Origin of the sequence: Limnomicrobium aquaticum (assembly GCF_040545545.1) — a bacterium.
In the GTDB taxonomy this organism is placed as follows: domain Bacteria; phylum Pseudomonadota; class Alphaproteobacteria; order Rhizobiales; family Rhizobiaceae; genus Ensifer_A; species Ensifer_A aquaticum.
This window is the reverse complement of sequence record NZ_JBEPMB010000001.1, coordinates 1661277-1676746: the sequence shown is the minus strand read 5'-3', so window position 1 is coordinate 1676746 and position 15470 is coordinate 1661277. Positions and strand designations below refer to the sequence as shown.

Here is a 15470-nt window from a genome sequence, read left to right as displayed (position 1 = left end):
AGCTTTTCGTCCTCATTCTCCGGCTTTTCGGTACGTCGCACCTCGCGTCTGATATCCAGTCGCTTTTGAAGCGCTTCGGGAAGTTCGGCGCAACGTCTTCCGTTCGATATCCATCGGTCATCTGCGGACAGTGTTACAACGTCGCTTCCAGGAAACGAGGCCCGTCCCTCTATAAATATAGCAAACTGAATGACTTGTTCTGTCCTGTCGGAAATTGGCAGCTCGCGGCTTTCTCCCCTTGATCCCGCCCCGCGAAGCATCTAGCGCTGGTGACTTCTGGAGCGATCTCCCATGCTGTCCACCATCCGCTTTGTCGCGCACCATCCGGTGCTGCGCGTCTATGCCCTTCTGTTGTTCGTTTCGGCCTGCGCGGGCGGGGCGATGCATCCCTATATGGCGCTGGTGGCCATCGACACGCTGCACATGAGCGGGCAGGGCTTTGCGCTCACCATGTTCGTCTCGACGCTGACCAGCCTCGTCTTCGGCGTGACGATCGGCATCGTCTCGGATTTTGCCGGCAACCGGCGGCGGCTGATGGCCATCCTCGCCCTGCTGGGTGTGGCCGGCGCGGGGCTCGTGTGGCTGGTGCAGTCCCCCTGGATGCTGGCGCTTTCGCTGATCGTCGTGCTTCCCTTCGCCAATATCGCGCCGCTGGTCTTTGCCGGCACGCGCATGGAGGTCGATGACATGGAGCCGGACGAGGCGGCCTCGGTGAATTCCATCGTCCGCACCACCATGTCGGCGGCCTGGGTGATCATCCCCGTGGCCGTCGCCTTGGTGCTGCAATCGGGCGGATTCGACGTCATGAATGTCTGGCTCGTCACGGCGCTGCTCTTTGCCATCTGCGTCGCCCTCGTCCTTCTCTTCCTGCCGAACACCGCGCGGGCCGGCTCCACGCAGGGCGGGCTTTCGGTATATTTCTCGGCGCTCAAGGAACTGACCCATCCCGGCATCTTCCTGCGTCTGCTCGCCGTCTCGCTGATCGTGGCGGGCGAGTGGCTGAACGGCTATCTGCAGACGCTGGTCATCAAGACGACGCTCGGCGGTTCGCTTTCGGATGCCGGCTTCATGGCGAGCGGTGTGGCGTTGTTGGAAATCCCCTTCATGCTCGCCTGGGCGGCCGGTCTGCGCAGGCTTGGTGCGGTCAATACGATCCTCGCGGGCGCGGCGCTCTACGGCACCTACCTTGTGCTGATGGGTTCTGCCACGGCTGTCTGGCAGATCCATGCGCTGATCCCGCTGGCAGGGGCTGGTGCGGCGGCGCTTCTTTCCGTGCCGCTTTCCTATTTCCAGGATCTCTTTCCCGGCCGTCCCGGCCTCGGCACGTCGCTCTCGCCCATTGAAGGCTTCATCGGCACGGGGGTCTCGGCCGCCATCTTTGCCGTCGGCACCCATCTGACCACCTATCAGGGCACCGCCTTTATCGGCGCGGGCGTCATGCTGGCTGCGGCGCTGATGCTGGTGGTGGTGGAAAGGCTCGTGCCGCGCGAATAGTCGCTGAGGGCCCTTGAATCGACTCGGTGAAAAGGCTAGCCGGGACACTCGGGAGTTGTCTCATGCTATCCACCATTCGCTTCGTCGCGCACCATCCGGTGCTGCGCGTCTACGGCCTTTTGATGTTCGTTGCGTCCTGCGCGAGCGCCGCTTCGCTACCCTATCGCTCATTGATGGCGATTGAGACCCTTCACATGAGCGAACAGATGTTCGCACTGATGATGTTGCTCGCCACGCTGACGAATGTCGTGTTCGGTGTCACCATCGGGATCGTTTCCGATTTCGCCGGCGACCGCCGCCGCCTGATGTCCATCCTCGTGATTGTCGGACTGGTGGGATCGTCCCTGCTATGGATGGTGCAGACGGCCTGGATGATGGCCTTTGTCGTCATCCTGCTGATCCCTCTGGCGAATATGAACCCGCTCATCTATGCGGGGACGCGCAAGGAGACCGCAGCCATGACGGCGGGTGAGGCCGGCGCGGTGAATTCCGTGGTCCGCACGACCATGTCGGCTTCCTGGGTTGCCATTCCAGTGGGTGTTGCCGCTGTTCTGGAGTTCGGCGGCCTCGGCGTCATGAATGTCTGGGGCGTCATGGCGTTGCTTTATCTCGTGTGCCTTGCACTGGTGCGGATATTCCTGCCGCCGACAATACGCGATGCAAACGTTCCCGGCGGTGTAAACGGTTTCTTTTCGGCGCTGCGGGAATTGGGGAACCTCGCCGTTCTCCTGCGCCTCCTCGCCGTCTCGCTGCTGACCTCGGTCAACTGGCTCAACGGCTATATCCAGCCGCTGGTCATCAAGACAACGCTCGGCGGCTCGCTCGCCGATACCGGTTTCATGGCCAGCGGAATCGCATTGGTGGAAATTCCCTTCATGCTGGGCTGGGCGGCCGGGATGAGACGGCTTGGCCCTGTAAATACCTTGGCGGCCGGCAGCCTGCTTTACGCCGTCTTCCTGCTGGGACTGGCAAGGGCAACCAGCGTCTGGCAGGTTCATGCGCTGATCCCGATCGCCGGCGCCGGTGCTGCCGCGATCCTCTCGGTGCCCATTTCCTATTTTCAGGATATGTTTCCGGGCCGCCCTGGCCTTGGCACCTCGCTCTACCCCATGCAGACCTTTTTGGGTACTGGCGCCGCCGCCGGCATATTTGCGGTGTCGGCCCACTTCACCACCTATCAGGGTACGGCCATCGTCGGTGCCGGCGTCACGCTCGCAGCCGCCGTGCTTCTTGTGGCGGTGGAGCGGCGCGTACCCATGGAAAAAGCCGCCTGAGCGGGGTCCGTAGCGGCCGAAAACCCCCAAATTTAGGCCTGTGCATAACTTCGCTGAACCTCTTCGTTCATAAGAAATTAACCCTCCCGGAGCCACTGTCCGGCTTTGCAGACATGGGTGGATGTCGATGACGGGTGCACTGTCCAGGGAGAGATTGGCGGTCGAGGCGCTTGCCGACGGCCTGACCGAATTGCGATCGGTGCAGTCGGCTGAGCTTGCTCGACTCATGGCCATCGGCTTCGAAGCCTGCGCCATTCCCGTCGCGCTCTTTGCGCCGGACGATACGATCGCCTTTGCCAACGACGCCTATCGCACGCTCATGAACGTGCCGCCCGAGGCGCGCACCTTTGCCGACGTGGTGCGCCACGCCTACCAAACGGGGCGGGGCATGGTTCTGTCCATGGAGCCGGAGGCGTGGCTTGCCATGGCGACGTCGCGCCGGCGCGTCCGCGAAGTGCGCTCCTTCGAAGTCGATTTCCTTGATGGGTCCTGGTACAAGGTCACCGAAAGCTGCGTCGACGGCGGCTGGATCTGGAATTTCTACACCGACATCACCTCGCTGAAATCGAAGGAGCAGACGCTCCTCGTGGCGCGCGACACGGCCTTGCGCAGCGCCGACACCGATCCGCTGACAGGGCTCTACAACCGGCGTTACGGCGTGTCCGAACTCGATCACCAGATCGGTGTTGCCGAACGCCGGGGCATTGGCCTTGCCGTCGTTCTGATCGACCTCGATCATTTCAAGGCGATCAACGATACGCGCGGGCACCTCGCCGGAGACGACGTGCTGGCGCATTTTGCCGATGAAGTCGCCCGGCTGGTCCGCCGCGGCGATACCATTGCGCGTTATGGCGGAGAGGAATTCCTGCTGATCATGCCGGGCGCCGGAGAGAGCGAGGCGCTCGCACTTGCCGAACGAATTCGGCAGACCGTTGCCGCGACGGCGTCGGCAAAGCTCGGCCATTCCTACAGTTTTTCCGCAGGCATCGCGGGCAGGGTTGCGCGCGACGATGTGCGCTCGCTGCTGAGGCGCGCCGATGGTGCCCTCTATGCCGCCAAGGCGGCCGGACGCGACTGCGCGAGGGTTGCCAGTCTGCCATCCGCGTGAAGCGCGGCCCTCAGAGCGTCAGCACGATCTTGCCGATATGTCCGCTCTCTTCCATCATCCGGTGCGCATCCGCCACCTGATCGAACGGCAGCACGGCATGGATGACCGGGGCGACGTCGCCCGCGTCGAGCTTCGGCCAGACCTTTGCAAGCAGTGAATCGCGGATCGCCCGCTTCTCTTCCGCCGTTCGCGGGCGAAGCGTCGAGCCCATCACGCGCAGCCGCTTCATCATGATCGCGCCGAGATTGGCCTTCTCAGCGACGGCTCCGCCGAGAAGCGCGATGATCGCAAGCCGTCCGTCCTTGCCCAGCAACCCGATATTCTTGTCAAAATATGCCCCGCCGATCATGTCGAGGATGACGTCAACGGAGCCGGCCTCTTCTTTCAGAACGGCCAGGAAATCCTCCGTCTTGTAATTGACCGCCCGCTTTGCCCCGAGCCGCACGCAGGCAAGACATTTCTCGCCCGAGCCGGCGGTGGTATAGACCTCCGCGCCGAAGGCTTTTGCGAGCTGGATTGCCACCGTGCCGATGCCGCTCGTGCCGCCATGGACGAGAAATTTCTCGCCCGCCTTGAGCCCGGCCATGTCGAAGACATTGGCCCAGACGGTGAAGAAGGTTTCCGGCACGGCCGCCGCGCGCACCGCATCGTAACCCTTTGGCCAGGGCAGGATCTGTCCGGCCGGCGCAACGCAATATTCGGCATAGCCGCCACCGTTCACGAGTGCTGCGACCTTGTCTCCAACCGAAAGATCCGAAACGCCATCTCCCAGAGCCGCGACCTCACCGGCGACCTCGAGCCCGAGGATGGGGCTCGCGCCCGCCGGCGGCGGATAGGTGCCCTGCCGCTGCGCCACATCGGGCCGGTTGACGCCCGCGGCGTGAACCCTGATCAGCACTTCTCCCGCCTTTGGCTGAGGCAGGGGACCGTCAACGATCCGCATTGCCTCCGGCCCGCCGGGGGCGGGCAGATCGACATGGCGCATGGTCTGGGGCAGGGTGGTCATGGGCGGACTCCGAAAGTCTTTTTCCGATCTCATTGACATAGGCGTCCGATGTGCCGCCGTCCAGCGCGGCGATTGTTTCAGCCCATGTCGGATGAAAGGGAATGGCGCCCCAACGGCCGGACATTTTTAAGACAATCCCGTTCCCGGCACTGGTGCGCGAGTTTCAGCCAAATTTTGCCGCAAACTGCGCTCACGCCATGTTGTCGCATGTTTTTGGGGACAGTCACATGAAGCGTCTGATGATTTTGGCCATGATGGCCTTGGGAGCGGGAACACTGGCAGGTTGCGTGGATGCGCCCGGCGACGTGGTCGTGGTTCGGCATAGCGGTTACTACTACTCGGATCCCGGCTACTATCGCGGCGGCTATTATTACCGTGACCGCGGATATTATGCGCCGCGGTATTATGGCGGGTATTACAGGCGGCATCACCACCATTACCATTACTGATGAGATGGTGCCCCCGAAGCGGCCGGATAAAGCTGTAAAGAGGTGTTAAAGCGTCTCGAACAGGATCCCGTCGCGGTTGGACTTCACCCGCTTCTTCAGGCCTGCGATATGCGCTGAAAGCACGGCCGGATCGCCGAAGACGCGGCCGGCCGGGACTTCGATGATGGCCACCGAGCAGCTCAGGAAATCGAAGGCGCGGCGGATGCCGGCCCGGTCGACGCCCTCGATATGGCCCCGCTCGCGATCCTCTGCCGAATAGAGCCGAAGCGCGTCATTCTCGAAATCTTCAAGCAGCCGCTCGAAGATCATTTCCAGTTCCTCGTTCGACCAGCCGGTCATGCCGGCAAAGAAGTCGTCGCCGCCGACATGGCCGAGGAAGATCGAGGGCGAGAAGAAGTAGCGCTTCATCAGCCGCGCGAAGAGCGAGATCGCCTCGTCGCCGCGCTGGAAGCCGTAATGGTCGTTGAACGGCTTGAAATTGTCGAAGTCGCAATAGCAGAAATGCCGCGTCGTGCCGCCATCCGCCATCGTCTCTTCCAGATAGGAATGGATCGCCTGGTTGCCGGGAAGCCCCGTCAGCGGATTCTGGTCCTGCGCCTGGCGCACCAGCTTGGCATTGATGATCTTGACGAGCGCGGCCGCCGAGATGACGCCGGCATAGCGCATGTTCTCCGTCAGGATCACGCATTTCGCGTCTTCCGTGCCTGAGAACACTGCCATCAGCCGGCTGGAATCGGCGCCGATATCGACCACGGGGGCGGGATCGATGAAGCGGGCGATCGTGCCGCCATAGAAACGGTTCTGCAACAGGTCGCGGCCATAGGGCTGGTAGATGTAGCTCTTGAGACGCGCTTCCTGCACGATGCCGCGCGGCTCGCCATGCGCATTGACGACCGGAATGAAGGGCAGGTCGGAATGCTGGCGGAAAATCTCGAACAGGGTCTCGATCGCCGCATCCTCGCGGATGGTCGGCACCGCCTCGACCTGCTGGCGCACCAGCACTTCATCGACCGAGCGGCGCACGCGCCGGTTCTGCCCGAGATCGCGCAGATGCGGGAAACCATCCCGAAACTCGGACGGCTCCAGCGACGGATAGGCGACGAACCAGCCTTGCACGAGGTCGATGCCGAGATCGCGGCAGACGAGGAACTCGCCTTCCGTCTCGACGCCCTCGGCAATCACCCGCACGCCCAGAACATGCGCCATGTCGACGACGGTCTTGGTCAGGTGCCGCTTGCGCGGCAGAGCGTCGATCCTGGAGACGAGATGACGATCGATCTTGAGATAGTCGAGATCATAGTCGCTCAAGAGCTTCATCTCGGCATGTCCCGTGCCGAAATCGTCGATCGCCAGCTTGAAGCCCATGCGCCGCATCTGGGCGATCAGATTGGGGAAGTCCGGCGCGCTGGAATTGTCGGAACGCTCCGACAGTTCGATGCAGACGGAAGAGGGCGAGATGGCATTCTTCTGCAGATAGGCGAGCAGAAGCGGCAGCAGGCGCTGGCCGGCCTGAAGCATGCGATGATCCAGATTGAGGAACAGCGTGCGCTTCTCGAACTCGACGAGCGACGTGAACTTGGCAAAGGAGCGCGACGTGGTGAAAAGCTCAAGCTCCGTGAGTTCGCCCGACATCGCAAAGGCATCGAGAAGCGCCGGCGGCGCATCAAAGCCCAGCTTGTCGTGGCCGCGCATCAGCGATTCATAGCCATGGATCTTGCCGGACACTGTTTCCACGATCGGCTGGAACGCCGTATCGAGCGCAGCCTTGGCCAGCGGCATCAGCGCCATACGGCTATAAGCCGCCGGATCGTGACCTTTCAGCGGAAGGATTGCGGGCATGGGAAACTCCGGCGGGGGGCGAGCGGGGCGTGTTGGAATATGATCACGAACTTCAATTCTATTCGTCAACAAATCCTTCACCGGATATGAAACTTATGTGACATGGGCCCAGATGCGATGGGTTTGAAATCATTGCGTTTTCGCAAGGTTAAGGAGACGCAAACGAAGCCTTCCGGGATTTCGCCTCCGCAGGCGGATTTTCGCTGGTTGAAGGCCTGATCAGATGAGGTCGGCATCCATCAGGGAGAACCCGGCAATTCCTTTGCGGCCTGGAGCACCTGCGCCAGACCCGGCAGAAACTGGATACGGTCAGCGATCGCTTTGGCTTTATCGCGGGGCCTCTCGTAGTTATTGACCAGAACCTTGATCATCTCCTCGACAGTCTTGTCGGGCGTGAAAAGTGCGTCCCTGGTCTCCTTGTAGGCATCGTTTGTTTGAATTTCCCAGATCGCCGCCCGCGTTTGATCTTCGACCGACATCTCGTTCGGATATCGGCCGAAATGCTCTTTGATCGCATCCGAACGGGTCGGGTCCCATTGTGCAATGCCGCGTGCATCGTGTTTCCTGTCGAAATGCTTGTCCGCAGGCAAATGAAGAGCTTCGCCACTGAAATTGGCCACCAGGGCACGCGCGGCAGGATCGCTGAGACCGGCGCCAATTGCAGCATGATAGGCGATCCACTGGTTGCGCTGCAGTCTCGTCGTGAGGGTGACGGGCGGAGCGGCTTGCTGCGAAAGGGGAAGCTTCGGGTCGTCTATGACCTGTGACGCCGCTTGCGCGGGATCGGGAAACTGGTTGTCGAGGGCATTGAGGATTGCCTGTCTGGTGTCGTCGCAGGCCTTTTGCAGGCTGCCGACAAGCGCGTCGCCCTCTTCGGGCCATTGCGCCTGATAGAGCTGGAGGGCGCTCGGATTCTGCCCCAGTTTCAGTTGCAGCGCCGTGAACTGCCGGACCGTCATGAGCGTGAAGACACTGACCTGCGCGCGCCATTTGGAAATTCGGTCTGTTGGGTAGACGGAGCCCAATGCCGGGTTCTGCCGGTCGGGATTGGCGTCCCATTCGGCCTGCGTCCAGGCATACGGGCCGACCTTGCCATCCGTCACGTCATCCTTGAGCTGTGATCGCAGCTTCGCCACGGCCATGACGTAATGAGCGCTGGCTCCATATAGGCAAGCGACCGTGACACAGTGTTCTGCAAAGACTTTCGGATTGATATCTGGCATTTCAGCCTCCGTTTTTCCGGTTGGGTGGTCGCGAGACCGGTTCCCACTTCAATGGAACTGACTTAGCGTTTCTTGGACGGGTTCACGGCTTCGCCGACCGCGCGGGCATTCGGAAAGCCCCTGCTTTCGCAGGTGTTATGCTCGCCGATGATGTCGTCGGCCCCCTCGCTAAGGCTGTCCAGCATCGTTTGATCCTCGATTTTCCCGAACGCTCCCAGACCGGCGCCAACAAAGAACTCGGACATCGCTTTCCGGACCTGCGATCCCTTCGGCCCGAAGCTCTGCGTCGGCGTCTTGATGCAGAGTGCCCGTTGCAAAGCCTCAATCCGTTTGCCTAACAGCCCGCGTTCCTTATCCGTCAGCCTGTCGGTCAGATCCTGGCTGACATAAGGCTCCGGGCTGGGCAGCGGTTTGCGCACATCCGTAATCACACCCGCAATGCCCGCCGGGCGCACGATCGCTGCGCGCACCACACTTTGCGGTGCATTGTTCTGCACCAGTGTGATCGTGCTGTTGATGTCGGTCTCGATCGTCATCGGCATGCAGAGGCGCAGATAGCCGCGCAAGAGATAAAGCGCCGTCGGACGGTCCGACACATTTGTGATTGCAATGGAATTGTCCTGCCGAAACTGTTCCTGTCGCCTGTAAACGAGCCCCTGCACGGTGGAATGGTCGACCTCCAGCAGCAGCCTGGAGTTCCAGTTGCCATAAGTCGCCCCGGCCAGTCCGAAAGCCGCGGCCACGAGTGCCATGGCTTTCGTTCCGGCACCGGTCAGGCCCAATATTCCGTTTGTCGTCGTCCCCGTGGCGGAGATTTGTTCAAGCACTGCAGGTCTGTTGCGCCTTTGGGTGTCAAGCCAGGTAAGATAGGCATCGCATCGCCGGTCGATATCGTTCATCCCGGCCCTGATGAACGTCGCCCAGCTGCCGATCGAGCAGCCTTTTCCGGCCGCAACCGCAGTCCCGGAGCCGGCGCTCTGACGGCAGATGAGATAGACATACTCGTCCTGCCGGTCCGTCTCCTGGGCCAGCTGACCCGAATTGAGCGCCGAGCCGACGCCACCGGCCAGATATTGATCGGACAGGGGATTGCAGGCCGCCGTCGTCAGCGCCATCAGGCATCCCACCATTATGCGAAACCACCGCATCCCGCCCCTCCAGGATATTGGGTACAGGCACAGGAGAGCGCGACACCAACCAAATGTCCAGAACAAAATACAACTATCAGAAGAAATATTTTGAAAAGCACCAAATAGGAGAGTTCGCACCCCTGTGTATCGCCTTCAGGCGTCGTCGCGCCCGAGCGGGTGGCCATTCGGGCAGGATATTCACCTGCAGCCTATTGGGCCGTTGCGAGGCAACCCAGCACGCGACAGCGACCTCCGCCCCCAGCGAGGCGTGAGGTTGTTGTGCCGCGGGGAAGAGGGTTTGCACCCAGGGTGAATTCCTGCTCCGTGGCAAGCCAGGCGCGTGCACGCCCGAAGAAAGCCAAGAGAAGGCCAGGAAAGGGGGAGGAGAAGGGAAGGAGTTTCAAACCGTTACCAGCCGGAGAAGAATCTTTCGCCGGAAGTTTCCGACTTGGCGGTTTTTTATTGATTGATGGATCAATCAAAATTAAACTGGCATCCATCAAGGGGAAACGAGATGCCGAAAATCGGGATGGAGCCAGTCCGCCGCAAGGCGCTTGTGGATGCCGCGCTGAAGGCGATCGGCGATCACGGCTCGCTCGACGTCACCATGCAGGAAATCGCCAGGAGCGCCGGCGTGTCGGCAGCGCTCGCCTTCCATTATTTCGGCTCAAAGGACCAATTGCTGCTCGCCACCATGCGCAGCCTGTTGCGCCAGCTGAAGGAAGAGGCGATTGCCGCCATCCGTCAGGCCGAAACGCCGCGCGGCAAGGTCAGCGCGCTGATCGCCGTCTCTTTCGGAGCCGAGCAATTCGCCGCCTCCACCGTCGCCGCCTGGCTCGCCTTCTATGTCGAGGCGCAGCGCTCGGAGGAGACTCGCCGTCTGCTCACCGTCTACGCCCGCCGCCTGCATTCCAACCTTGTCGCGGCCCTGTCGCCGCTTTGCGGCAGACTGGAAGCCCAGCATGTCGCGGAAGGAGCCGCGGCGCTGATCGACGGCCTCTACATTCGTCGCGCGCTGGATGCGGCGCGGCTCGATGTCGGCGAGGCGGCGGCGCTGGTCGAAGATTACGTGACACTCAAACTGAACGCGGTAAAGCCTGAAACGGGCCGCTGAAAAGGAAGAGGATGGAGATGTTGACGATCTGGGGACGGAAAACTTCCTCGAATGTTCAGGCCCTGATGTGGGCGGTCGGAGAACTTGGCCTCGCCTATGAGCGGCATGACGTCGGTCATCGCTACGGCGGCAACGATACGCCCGAATTCCTGGCCATGAACCCCAATGGCACCGTGCCGGTCTTGCGCGACGGGGAGGGGGAGTTCCTGTGGGAGACCGGCGCTGTCCTGCGCTATCTGGCGGCCCGATATGGAAGCCCGGCCTTTTGGCCGGAGGATCTGCACAAAAGAACCCATATCGACAAATGGGCGGAATGGTCGAAGCTCAATGTGGCGCTGAAGTTCACGGCCCCCATCTTCTGGCGGGTGGTGCGCACCGCGCCGGAAAAGCGTGATGCGGCCGCAGTTGTGGCAGCGCTCGGCGAGTTGGGCCGCTTTCTCGACATTGCCGAGACGCAGCTTGAGGCCCATGAATTCATTGCCGGTGACGACTTTACCCTGGCCGATATCCAGTTCGGACATGTGCTCTACCGATATTTCGATATCGACATAGAGCGCGCCGAGCGGCCTGCGCTGCGGCGCTATTACGAAACGCTCGAGGGCCGTCAGCCCTACCGCGAGCATGTCATGGTTTCCTACGAAGAACTGAGAGTCATCTGATGCGCGCCCAACCGAAAGCCAGCCATTTCATCAACGGCGAGTATGTCGAAGACACTGCCGGCAACGTCATCGAATGCGTTTATCCGGCGACCGGCGAGGTGATCGCGCGGCTGCATTCGGCAACGCCCGCCATCGTCGAGAAGGCGATCGCCTCTGCCAAGGCGGCGCAGAAGGAATGGGCGAAGATGAGCCCGACGGCGCGCGGCCGCATCCTCTATCGTGCCTCGCAGATCATCCGCGAGCGCAACCGCGAACTCTCCGAACTGGAAACGCTCGACACCGGCAAGCCGATCCAGGAAACGATCGTGGCCGATAGCACCTCCGGCGCGGATGCGCTGGAATTCTTCGGCGGCGTGGCGCCCGCTGCGCTCAACGGCGAGCAGATCCCGCTGGGCGGCGACTGGGCCTATACGAAGCGCATCCCGCTGGGCATCGTGCTCGGCATCGGCGCGTGGAACTATCCGCAGCAGATTGCCTGCTGGAAGGCCGCGCCCGCGCTCGTTGCCGGCAATGCCTTCATCTTCAAGCCGTCGGAAGTCACCCCGCTCGGCGCGCTGAAGATCGCCGAAATCATGATCGAGGCGGGTCTGCCCAAAGGCCTCTTCAACGTCGTGCAGGGCGATCGCGATGCCGGTCCGCTGCTGGTCAACCATCCGGACATCGCCAAGGTCTCCCTGACGGGCTCCGTGCCGACCGGCCGCAAGGTGGCGGGCGCTGCCGCCGGCCAGCTCAAGCATGTCACGATGGAACTCGGCGGCAAGTCGCCGATGATCGTCTTTGACGACGCCGATGTCGAAAGCGCCATTTCCGGCGCCATGCTCGGCAATTTCTACTCCGCCGGCCAGGTCTGCTCCAACGGCACACGCGTCTTCGTACAGAAGGGCATCAAGCAGCAGTTCCTGTCGCGCTTGAAGGAGCGCACCGAGGCCATCCGCATGGGTGAGCCGCTGGACGAAGCGACCCAGATGGGGCCGCTGGTCAATCGCTCGCAGCGCGAAAAGGTGCTGGGCTACATCGAGAAGGGCAAGGCCGAAGGGGCGCGTCTTCTCACGGGCGGCGGCATCCCCAACGATGTCTCCTCCGAAGGCTGCTTCGTCCAGCCGACCGTCTTCGCCGACGTCACCGACGACATGACGATCGCCCGCGAGGAAATCTTCGGCCCCGTCATGTGCGTGCTCGATTTCGACCATGAGGACGAGGTCGTGGCCCGCGCCAACGCCACCGAATTCGGCCTCGCCGGCGGCGTCTTCACCGCCGACATGGCCCGCGCGCATCGCGTGGTCGATGCGCTGGAAGCCGGCACGGTCTGGATCAACACCTACAACCTCTGCCCCGTCGAAATCCCCTTCGGCGGCGTCAAGCAGTCGGGCTTCGGCCGCGAGAATTCACTCGCCGCGCTGAACCACTATACCGAGCTGAAGACGGTCTATGTGGCGATGGGCAAGTGCGAGGCGCCGTATTGATGGCGAGAGCCGAAAGACCCCTCCCGCTCGCTGTGCTCGCCGCCCTCCCCACAAGGGGGTGGGCTCACCGGGCCGCGCCGTCACGCCCGGCATTTGTACGCTCGTCAAGACGCGATGATGCTACACGTTGTTACGATGTGATGGGGCAGGCGCGTGCCGCATATCGTCTCCCCCCTTGTGGGGGAGATGGCCGGCAGGCCAGAGGGGGTCTTCGCCGCTCACACCACCAGATCGTCCAGATCGACCTTCAGCGCCACAGCAATCCGCTTCAGCACATCCACCGAGCCCGTCTTCTTGCCGTTCTCGATATCGGACAGATGCGGCTGGGAAATGCCCGCCGCCGAAGCCAATTCGGTCATGGTCAGGCCGCGATATTTGCGGAAGGTGCGGACCGAGTTCTCGCCGTTCGCGCGGGCCTCGACGATTTCCCACGGCCACGTTTCCTCGCCGGCCTGGACACGAGCCAGAACAGCCTGAGCCTTCAAGCCGTCGATCATGTCTTCGAAGTCGTCCTCACTGAGCAGCACGTAGTTCTTGCCGTCGAGCGTGATCTTCTGGATGTCGCCCATAATGTCTTATCCCTTGTAAATGCCACCGCGAGGGCCGACCTCGACGATGAAAACGATGACGCCCTTATCATCGAGGATGATGCGGTCCTGTCCAACGCGGATACGGTAGAGGTCGGTTCCCACCAGCTTCTTGATGTCGACGCGCTCGCCACGCGCATAGGCGTTGATCTTCTCGACAATCGCCTGCTTTCGTTTCGGCTGCATCCTCTGCAGCACCTTGTCGGCCTCTTTCGAAACGATGACGGTTCTCATGATGGATTTATAGCAGAGAGCTATATTTCCCGCAACCACACCACCCCATCCAAAGGTCTCTCCTCATGACCATGCAAGCTGATTACGTCATCGTGGGCTCGGGCTCAGCCGGTTCCGCGCTCGCCGCCCGCCTCTCGGAAGACGGCAAGAACACAGTCCTGGTCCTCGAATATGGCGGCTCGGATGTCGGGCCGTTCATCCAGATGCCGGCGGCCCTTGCCTGGCCGATGAGCATGAAGCGCTACAATTGGGGCTATCTCTCGGAACCCGAACCGAACCTCAACAATCGTCGCATCACCGCGCCGCGCGGCAAGGTCATCGGCGGGTCGTCGTCGATCAACGGCATGGTCTATGTGCGCGGGTCGGCCGAGGATTTCGACACTTGGGACGAACTCGGCGCGACCGGCTGGGCCTATGCCGACGTGCTGCCCTATTTCAAGCGGCAGGAAAACTCCAAGGGCGGGCAGGCCGGCTGGCGCGGCACGGACGGGCCGCTGCATGTCCAGCGCGGGCCGGCAAAAAACCCGCTGGTGCGCGCCTTTGTCGAGGCGGGACAACAGGCCGGTTTCGAGACGACGGAAGACTATAACGGCGAGAAGCAGGAAGGCTTCGGCCTCATGGAACAGACGATCCATGCAGGCAAGCGCTGGTCGGCGGCCTCGGCCTATCTGAAGCCCGCGCTGAAGCGGCCGAATGTCGATCTCCTGCGCTGCTTTGCCCGCCGCGTCGTCTTCGAAGGCAAGCGCGCCGTCGGTGTCGAGGTGGATCGCGCGGGCAAGATCGAGGTGATCCGCGCAAATCGCGAAGTCATCGTCTCGGCCTCGTCCTTCAATTCGCCGAAGCTGCTGATGCTCTCCGGCATCGGCCCGGCGGCGCATCTGAAGGAAATGGGCATCGAGGTCGTGGCCGATCGTCCCGGCGTGGGCGCAAACCTGATGGACCATATGGAATTCTATTTCCAGCAGGTCGCCACCAAGCCCGTTTCGCTCTATTCTTGGCTCCCTTGGTTCTGGCAGGGGGTCGCGGGCGCGCAATGGCTGTTCGCGCGCTCGGGCCTTGGCACATCCAACCAGTTCGAAAGCTGCGCCTTTGTCCGCTCCGCACCGGGCGTCAGGCAGCCCGACATCCAGTTCCACTTCCTGCCCGTCGCCATCTCCTATGACGGCAAGGCGGCGGCCAAGAGCCATGGTTTCCAGGTCCATGTCGGCTACAATCATTCCAAGTCGCGCGGCGCGGTCACGCTGCGCTCGCCCGACCCGATGGCCGACCCGGTCATCAAGTTCAACTATATGAGCCACGAGGAAGACTGGGCGAAGTTCCGCCATTGCGTCCGGCTCACCCGCGAAATCTTCTCGCAGAAGGCCTTCGACCCCTTCCGGGGCCCGGAAATCCAGCCGGGCGAGGGCGTGCAGACCGACGATCAGATCGACGCCTTCCTGCGCGAACATCTCGAAAGCGCCTATCACCCCTGCGGCACCTGCAAGATGGGCTCCAAGGACGACCCGATGGCAGTCGTCGATCCCGACACGAAGGTCATCGGCGTCGAGGGCCTGCGTGTGGCGGACTCGTCCATCTTCCCGCGCCTCACCTACGGCAACCTCAACGGCCCCTCCATCATGACCGGCGAAAAGGCCGCCGATCATATTCTGGGCAAGCCGCGACTGGCGCGCTCCAATCAGGAGCCTTGGATCAATCCGCGTTGGCAGGTGAGCGATCGGTGAGGGGTGTCTAGCCTTTGCCTCCTGCGAGCGATCCATTTTTCCGTCATCCCGGACTTGATCCGGGATCCAGTCAGCGCGCGTCTGCGGGCTGAGAAGACTCCTTAGAAAAGAGTCCTTTCCCGCGAAGGACTTCGCGCGGCTGGATGCCGGATCAAGTCCGGCATGACGG

The 15470-nt window shown here is 62.0% G+C and carries 14 protein-coding genes; 8 read left to right on the top strand and 6 right to left on the bottom strand.

Annotated elements, in window-relative coordinates:
- Positions 1-291: 291 nt before the first annotated feature.
- The 3 genes from ABID16_RS08415 (at position 292) to ABID16_RS08405 (ending at position 3876) form a co-directional block, all read left to right on the top strand.
- The gene (locus tag ABID16_RS08415) at positions 292-1494 is read left to right on the top strand and encodes an MFS transporter (RefSeq protein WP_354555839.1); all 1203 of its coding nucleotides are present in this window, start codon (positions 292-294) and stop codon (positions 1492-1494) included.
- A 62-nt stretch (positions 1495-1556) separates the two neighbouring features.
- Positions 1557-2768: an MFS transporter gene (locus ABID16_RS08410; protein ID WP_354555838.1), complete on the top strand. Its 1212-nt coding sequence runs from the start codon at positions 1557-1559 to the stop codon at positions 2766-2768.
- 127 nt (positions 2769-2895) lie between these two features.
- Positions 2896-3876, top strand: coding sequence for a GGDEF domain-containing protein (locus ABID16_RS08405; RefSeq protein WP_354555837.1), 981 nt, complete (start codon positions 2896-2898; stop codon positions 3874-3876).
- A gap of 10 nt (positions 3877-3886) precedes the next feature.
- Here ABID16_RS08405 and ABID16_RS08400 read toward each other — a convergent pair whose 3' ends face one another.
- Positions 3887-4882 carry an NAD(P)H-quinone oxidoreductase gene (locus ABID16_RS08400; RefSeq protein ID WP_354555836.1) on the bottom strand — a complete coding sequence of 332 codons (996 nt, stop codon included), beginning with the start codon at positions 4880-4882 and terminating at the stop codon, positions 3887-3889.
- Between the two features lie 251 nt (positions 4883-5133).
- On the opposite strand from ABID16_RS08400, the gene ABID16_RS08395 reads away from it, so the two are divergent.
- Entirely contained in the window at positions 5134-5331 is a 198-nt protein-coding gene (locus ABID16_RS08395; protein ID WP_354555835.1) for a hypothetical protein, read from the top strand.
- Positions 5332-5376: 45 nt separating this feature from the next.
- On the opposite strand, the gene ABID16_RS08390 is transcribed toward ABID16_RS08395, so the two are convergent.
- The 3 genes from ABID16_RS08390 to ABID16_RS08380 form a co-directional block, all read right to left on the bottom strand.
- Positions 5377-7170 carry an EAL domain-containing protein gene (locus ABID16_RS08390; protein ID WP_354555834.1) on the bottom strand — a complete coding sequence of 598 codons (1794 nt, stop codon included), beginning with the start codon at positions 7168-7170 and terminating at the stop codon, positions 5377-5379.
- Between the two features lie 239 nt (positions 7171-7409).
- Positions 7410-8393 carry a phage tail tip lysozyme gene (locus ABID16_RS08385; protein ID WP_354555833.1) on the bottom strand — a complete coding sequence of 328 codons (984 nt, stop codon included), beginning with the start codon at positions 8391-8393 and terminating at the stop codon, positions 7410-7412.
- Positions 8394-8455: 62 nt separating this feature from the next.
- Positions 8456-9508 carry a hypothetical protein gene (locus ABID16_RS08380; RefSeq protein ID WP_354555832.1) on the bottom strand — a complete coding sequence of 351 codons (1053 nt, stop codon included), beginning with the start codon at positions 9506-9508 and terminating at the stop codon, positions 8456-8458.
- A gap of 529 nt (positions 9509-10037) precedes the next feature.
- Between ABID16_RS08380 and betI the strand changes: the two genes are divergently transcribed.
- The 3 genes from betI to betB are packed head-to-tail and all read left to right on the top strand — an operon-like array spanning position 10038 to position 12759.
- On the top strand, positions 10038-10637 hold the full coding sequence (gene betI / locus ABID16_RS08375) for a transcriptional regulator BetI (RefSeq protein WP_354555831.1): 600 nt from the start codon (positions 10038-10040) through the stop codon (positions 10635-10637).
- 17 nt (positions 10638-10654) lie between these two features.
- Positions 10655-11296: a glutathione S-transferase family protein gene (locus tag ABID16_RS08370; protein ID WP_354555830.1), complete on the top strand. Its 642-nt coding sequence runs from the start codon at positions 10655-10657 to the stop codon at positions 11294-11296.
- Entirely contained in the window at positions 11296-12759 is a 1464-nt protein-coding gene (betB, locus tag ABID16_RS08365) for a betaine-aldehyde dehydrogenase (protein WP_354555829.1), read from the top strand. Before ABID16_RS08370 ends, betB begins: the two co-directional genes overlap by 1 nt.
- 218 nt (positions 12760-12977) lie before the next feature.
- Here betB and ABID16_RS08360 read toward each other — a convergent pair whose 3' ends face one another.
- Complete coding sequence (locus ABID16_RS08360) at positions 12978-13328, bottom strand: helix-turn-helix domain-containing protein (protein ID WP_354555828.1); 351 nt, start codon at positions 13326-13328, stop codon at positions 12978-12980.
- A gap of 6 nt (positions 13329-13334) precedes the next feature.
- Positions 13335-13580 carry a type II toxin-antitoxin system RelE family toxin gene (locus tag ABID16_RS08355; protein ID WP_354555827.1) on the bottom strand — a complete coding sequence of 82 codons (246 nt, stop codon included), beginning with the start codon at positions 13578-13580 and terminating at the stop codon, positions 13335-13337.
- Between the two features lie 71 nt (positions 13581-13651).
- Here ABID16_RS08355 and betA point away from each other — a divergent pair, with 71 nt between their 5' ends.
- Entirely contained in the window at positions 13652-15301 is a 1650-nt protein-coding gene (gene betA / locus ABID16_RS08350) for a choline dehydrogenase (protein WP_354555931.1), read from the top strand.
- Positions 15302-15470: the final 169 nt, after the last annotated feature.

Coding starts and splice junctions, on each gene's coding strand:
- ABID16_RS08415 (WP_354555839.1), top strand. CDS start 292: ATGCTGTCCACCATCCGCTTTGTCGCGCACCATCCGGTGCTGCGCGTC.
- ABID16_RS08410 (WP_354555838.1), top strand. CDS start 1,557: ATGCTATCCACCATTCGCTTCGTCGCGCACCATCCGGTGCTGCGCGTC.
- ABID16_RS08405 (WP_354555837.1), top strand. CDS start 2,896: ATGACGGGTGCACTGTCCAGGGAGAGATTGGCGGTCGAGGCGCTTGCC.
- ABID16_RS08400 (WP_354555836.1), bottom strand. CDS start 4,882: ATGACCACCCTGCCCCAGACCATGCGCCATGTCGATCTGCCCGCCCCC.
- ABID16_RS08395 (WP_354555835.1), top strand. CDS start 5,134: ATGATGGCCTTGGGAGCGGGAACACTGGCAGGTTGCGTGGATGCGCCC.
- ABID16_RS08390 (WP_354555834.1), bottom strand. CDS start 7,170: ATGCCCGCAATCCTTCCGCTGAAAGGTCACGATCCGGCGGCTTATAGC.
- ABID16_RS08385 (WP_354555833.1), bottom strand. CDS start 8,393: ATGCCAGATATCAATCCGAAAGTCTTTGCAGAACACTGTGTCACGGTC.
- ABID16_RS08380 (WP_354555832.1), bottom strand. CDS start 9,508: ATGGCGCTGACGACGGCGGCCTGCAATCCCCTGTCCGATCAATATCTG.
- betI (WP_354555831.1), top strand. CDS start 10,038: ATGCCGAAAATCGGGATGGAGCCAGTCCGCCGCAAGGCGCTTGTGGAT.
- ABID16_RS08370 (WP_354555830.1), top strand. CDS start 10,655: ATGTTGACGATCTGGGGACGGAAAACTTCCTCGAATGTTCAGGCCCTG.
- betB (WP_354555829.1), top strand. CDS start 11,296: ATGCGCGCCCAACCGAAAGCCAGCCATTTCATCAACGGCGAGTATGTC.
- ABID16_RS08360 (WP_354555828.1), bottom strand. CDS start 13,328: ATGGGCGACATCCAGAAGATCACGCTCGACGGCAAGAACTACGTGCTG.
- ABID16_RS08355 (WP_354555827.1), bottom strand. CDS start 13,580: ATGAGAACCGTCATCGTTTCGAAAGAGGCCGACAAGGTGCTGCAGAGG.
- betA (WP_354555931.1), top strand. CDS start 13,652: ATGCAAGCTGATTACGTCATCGTGGGCTCGGGCTCAGCCGGTTCCGCG.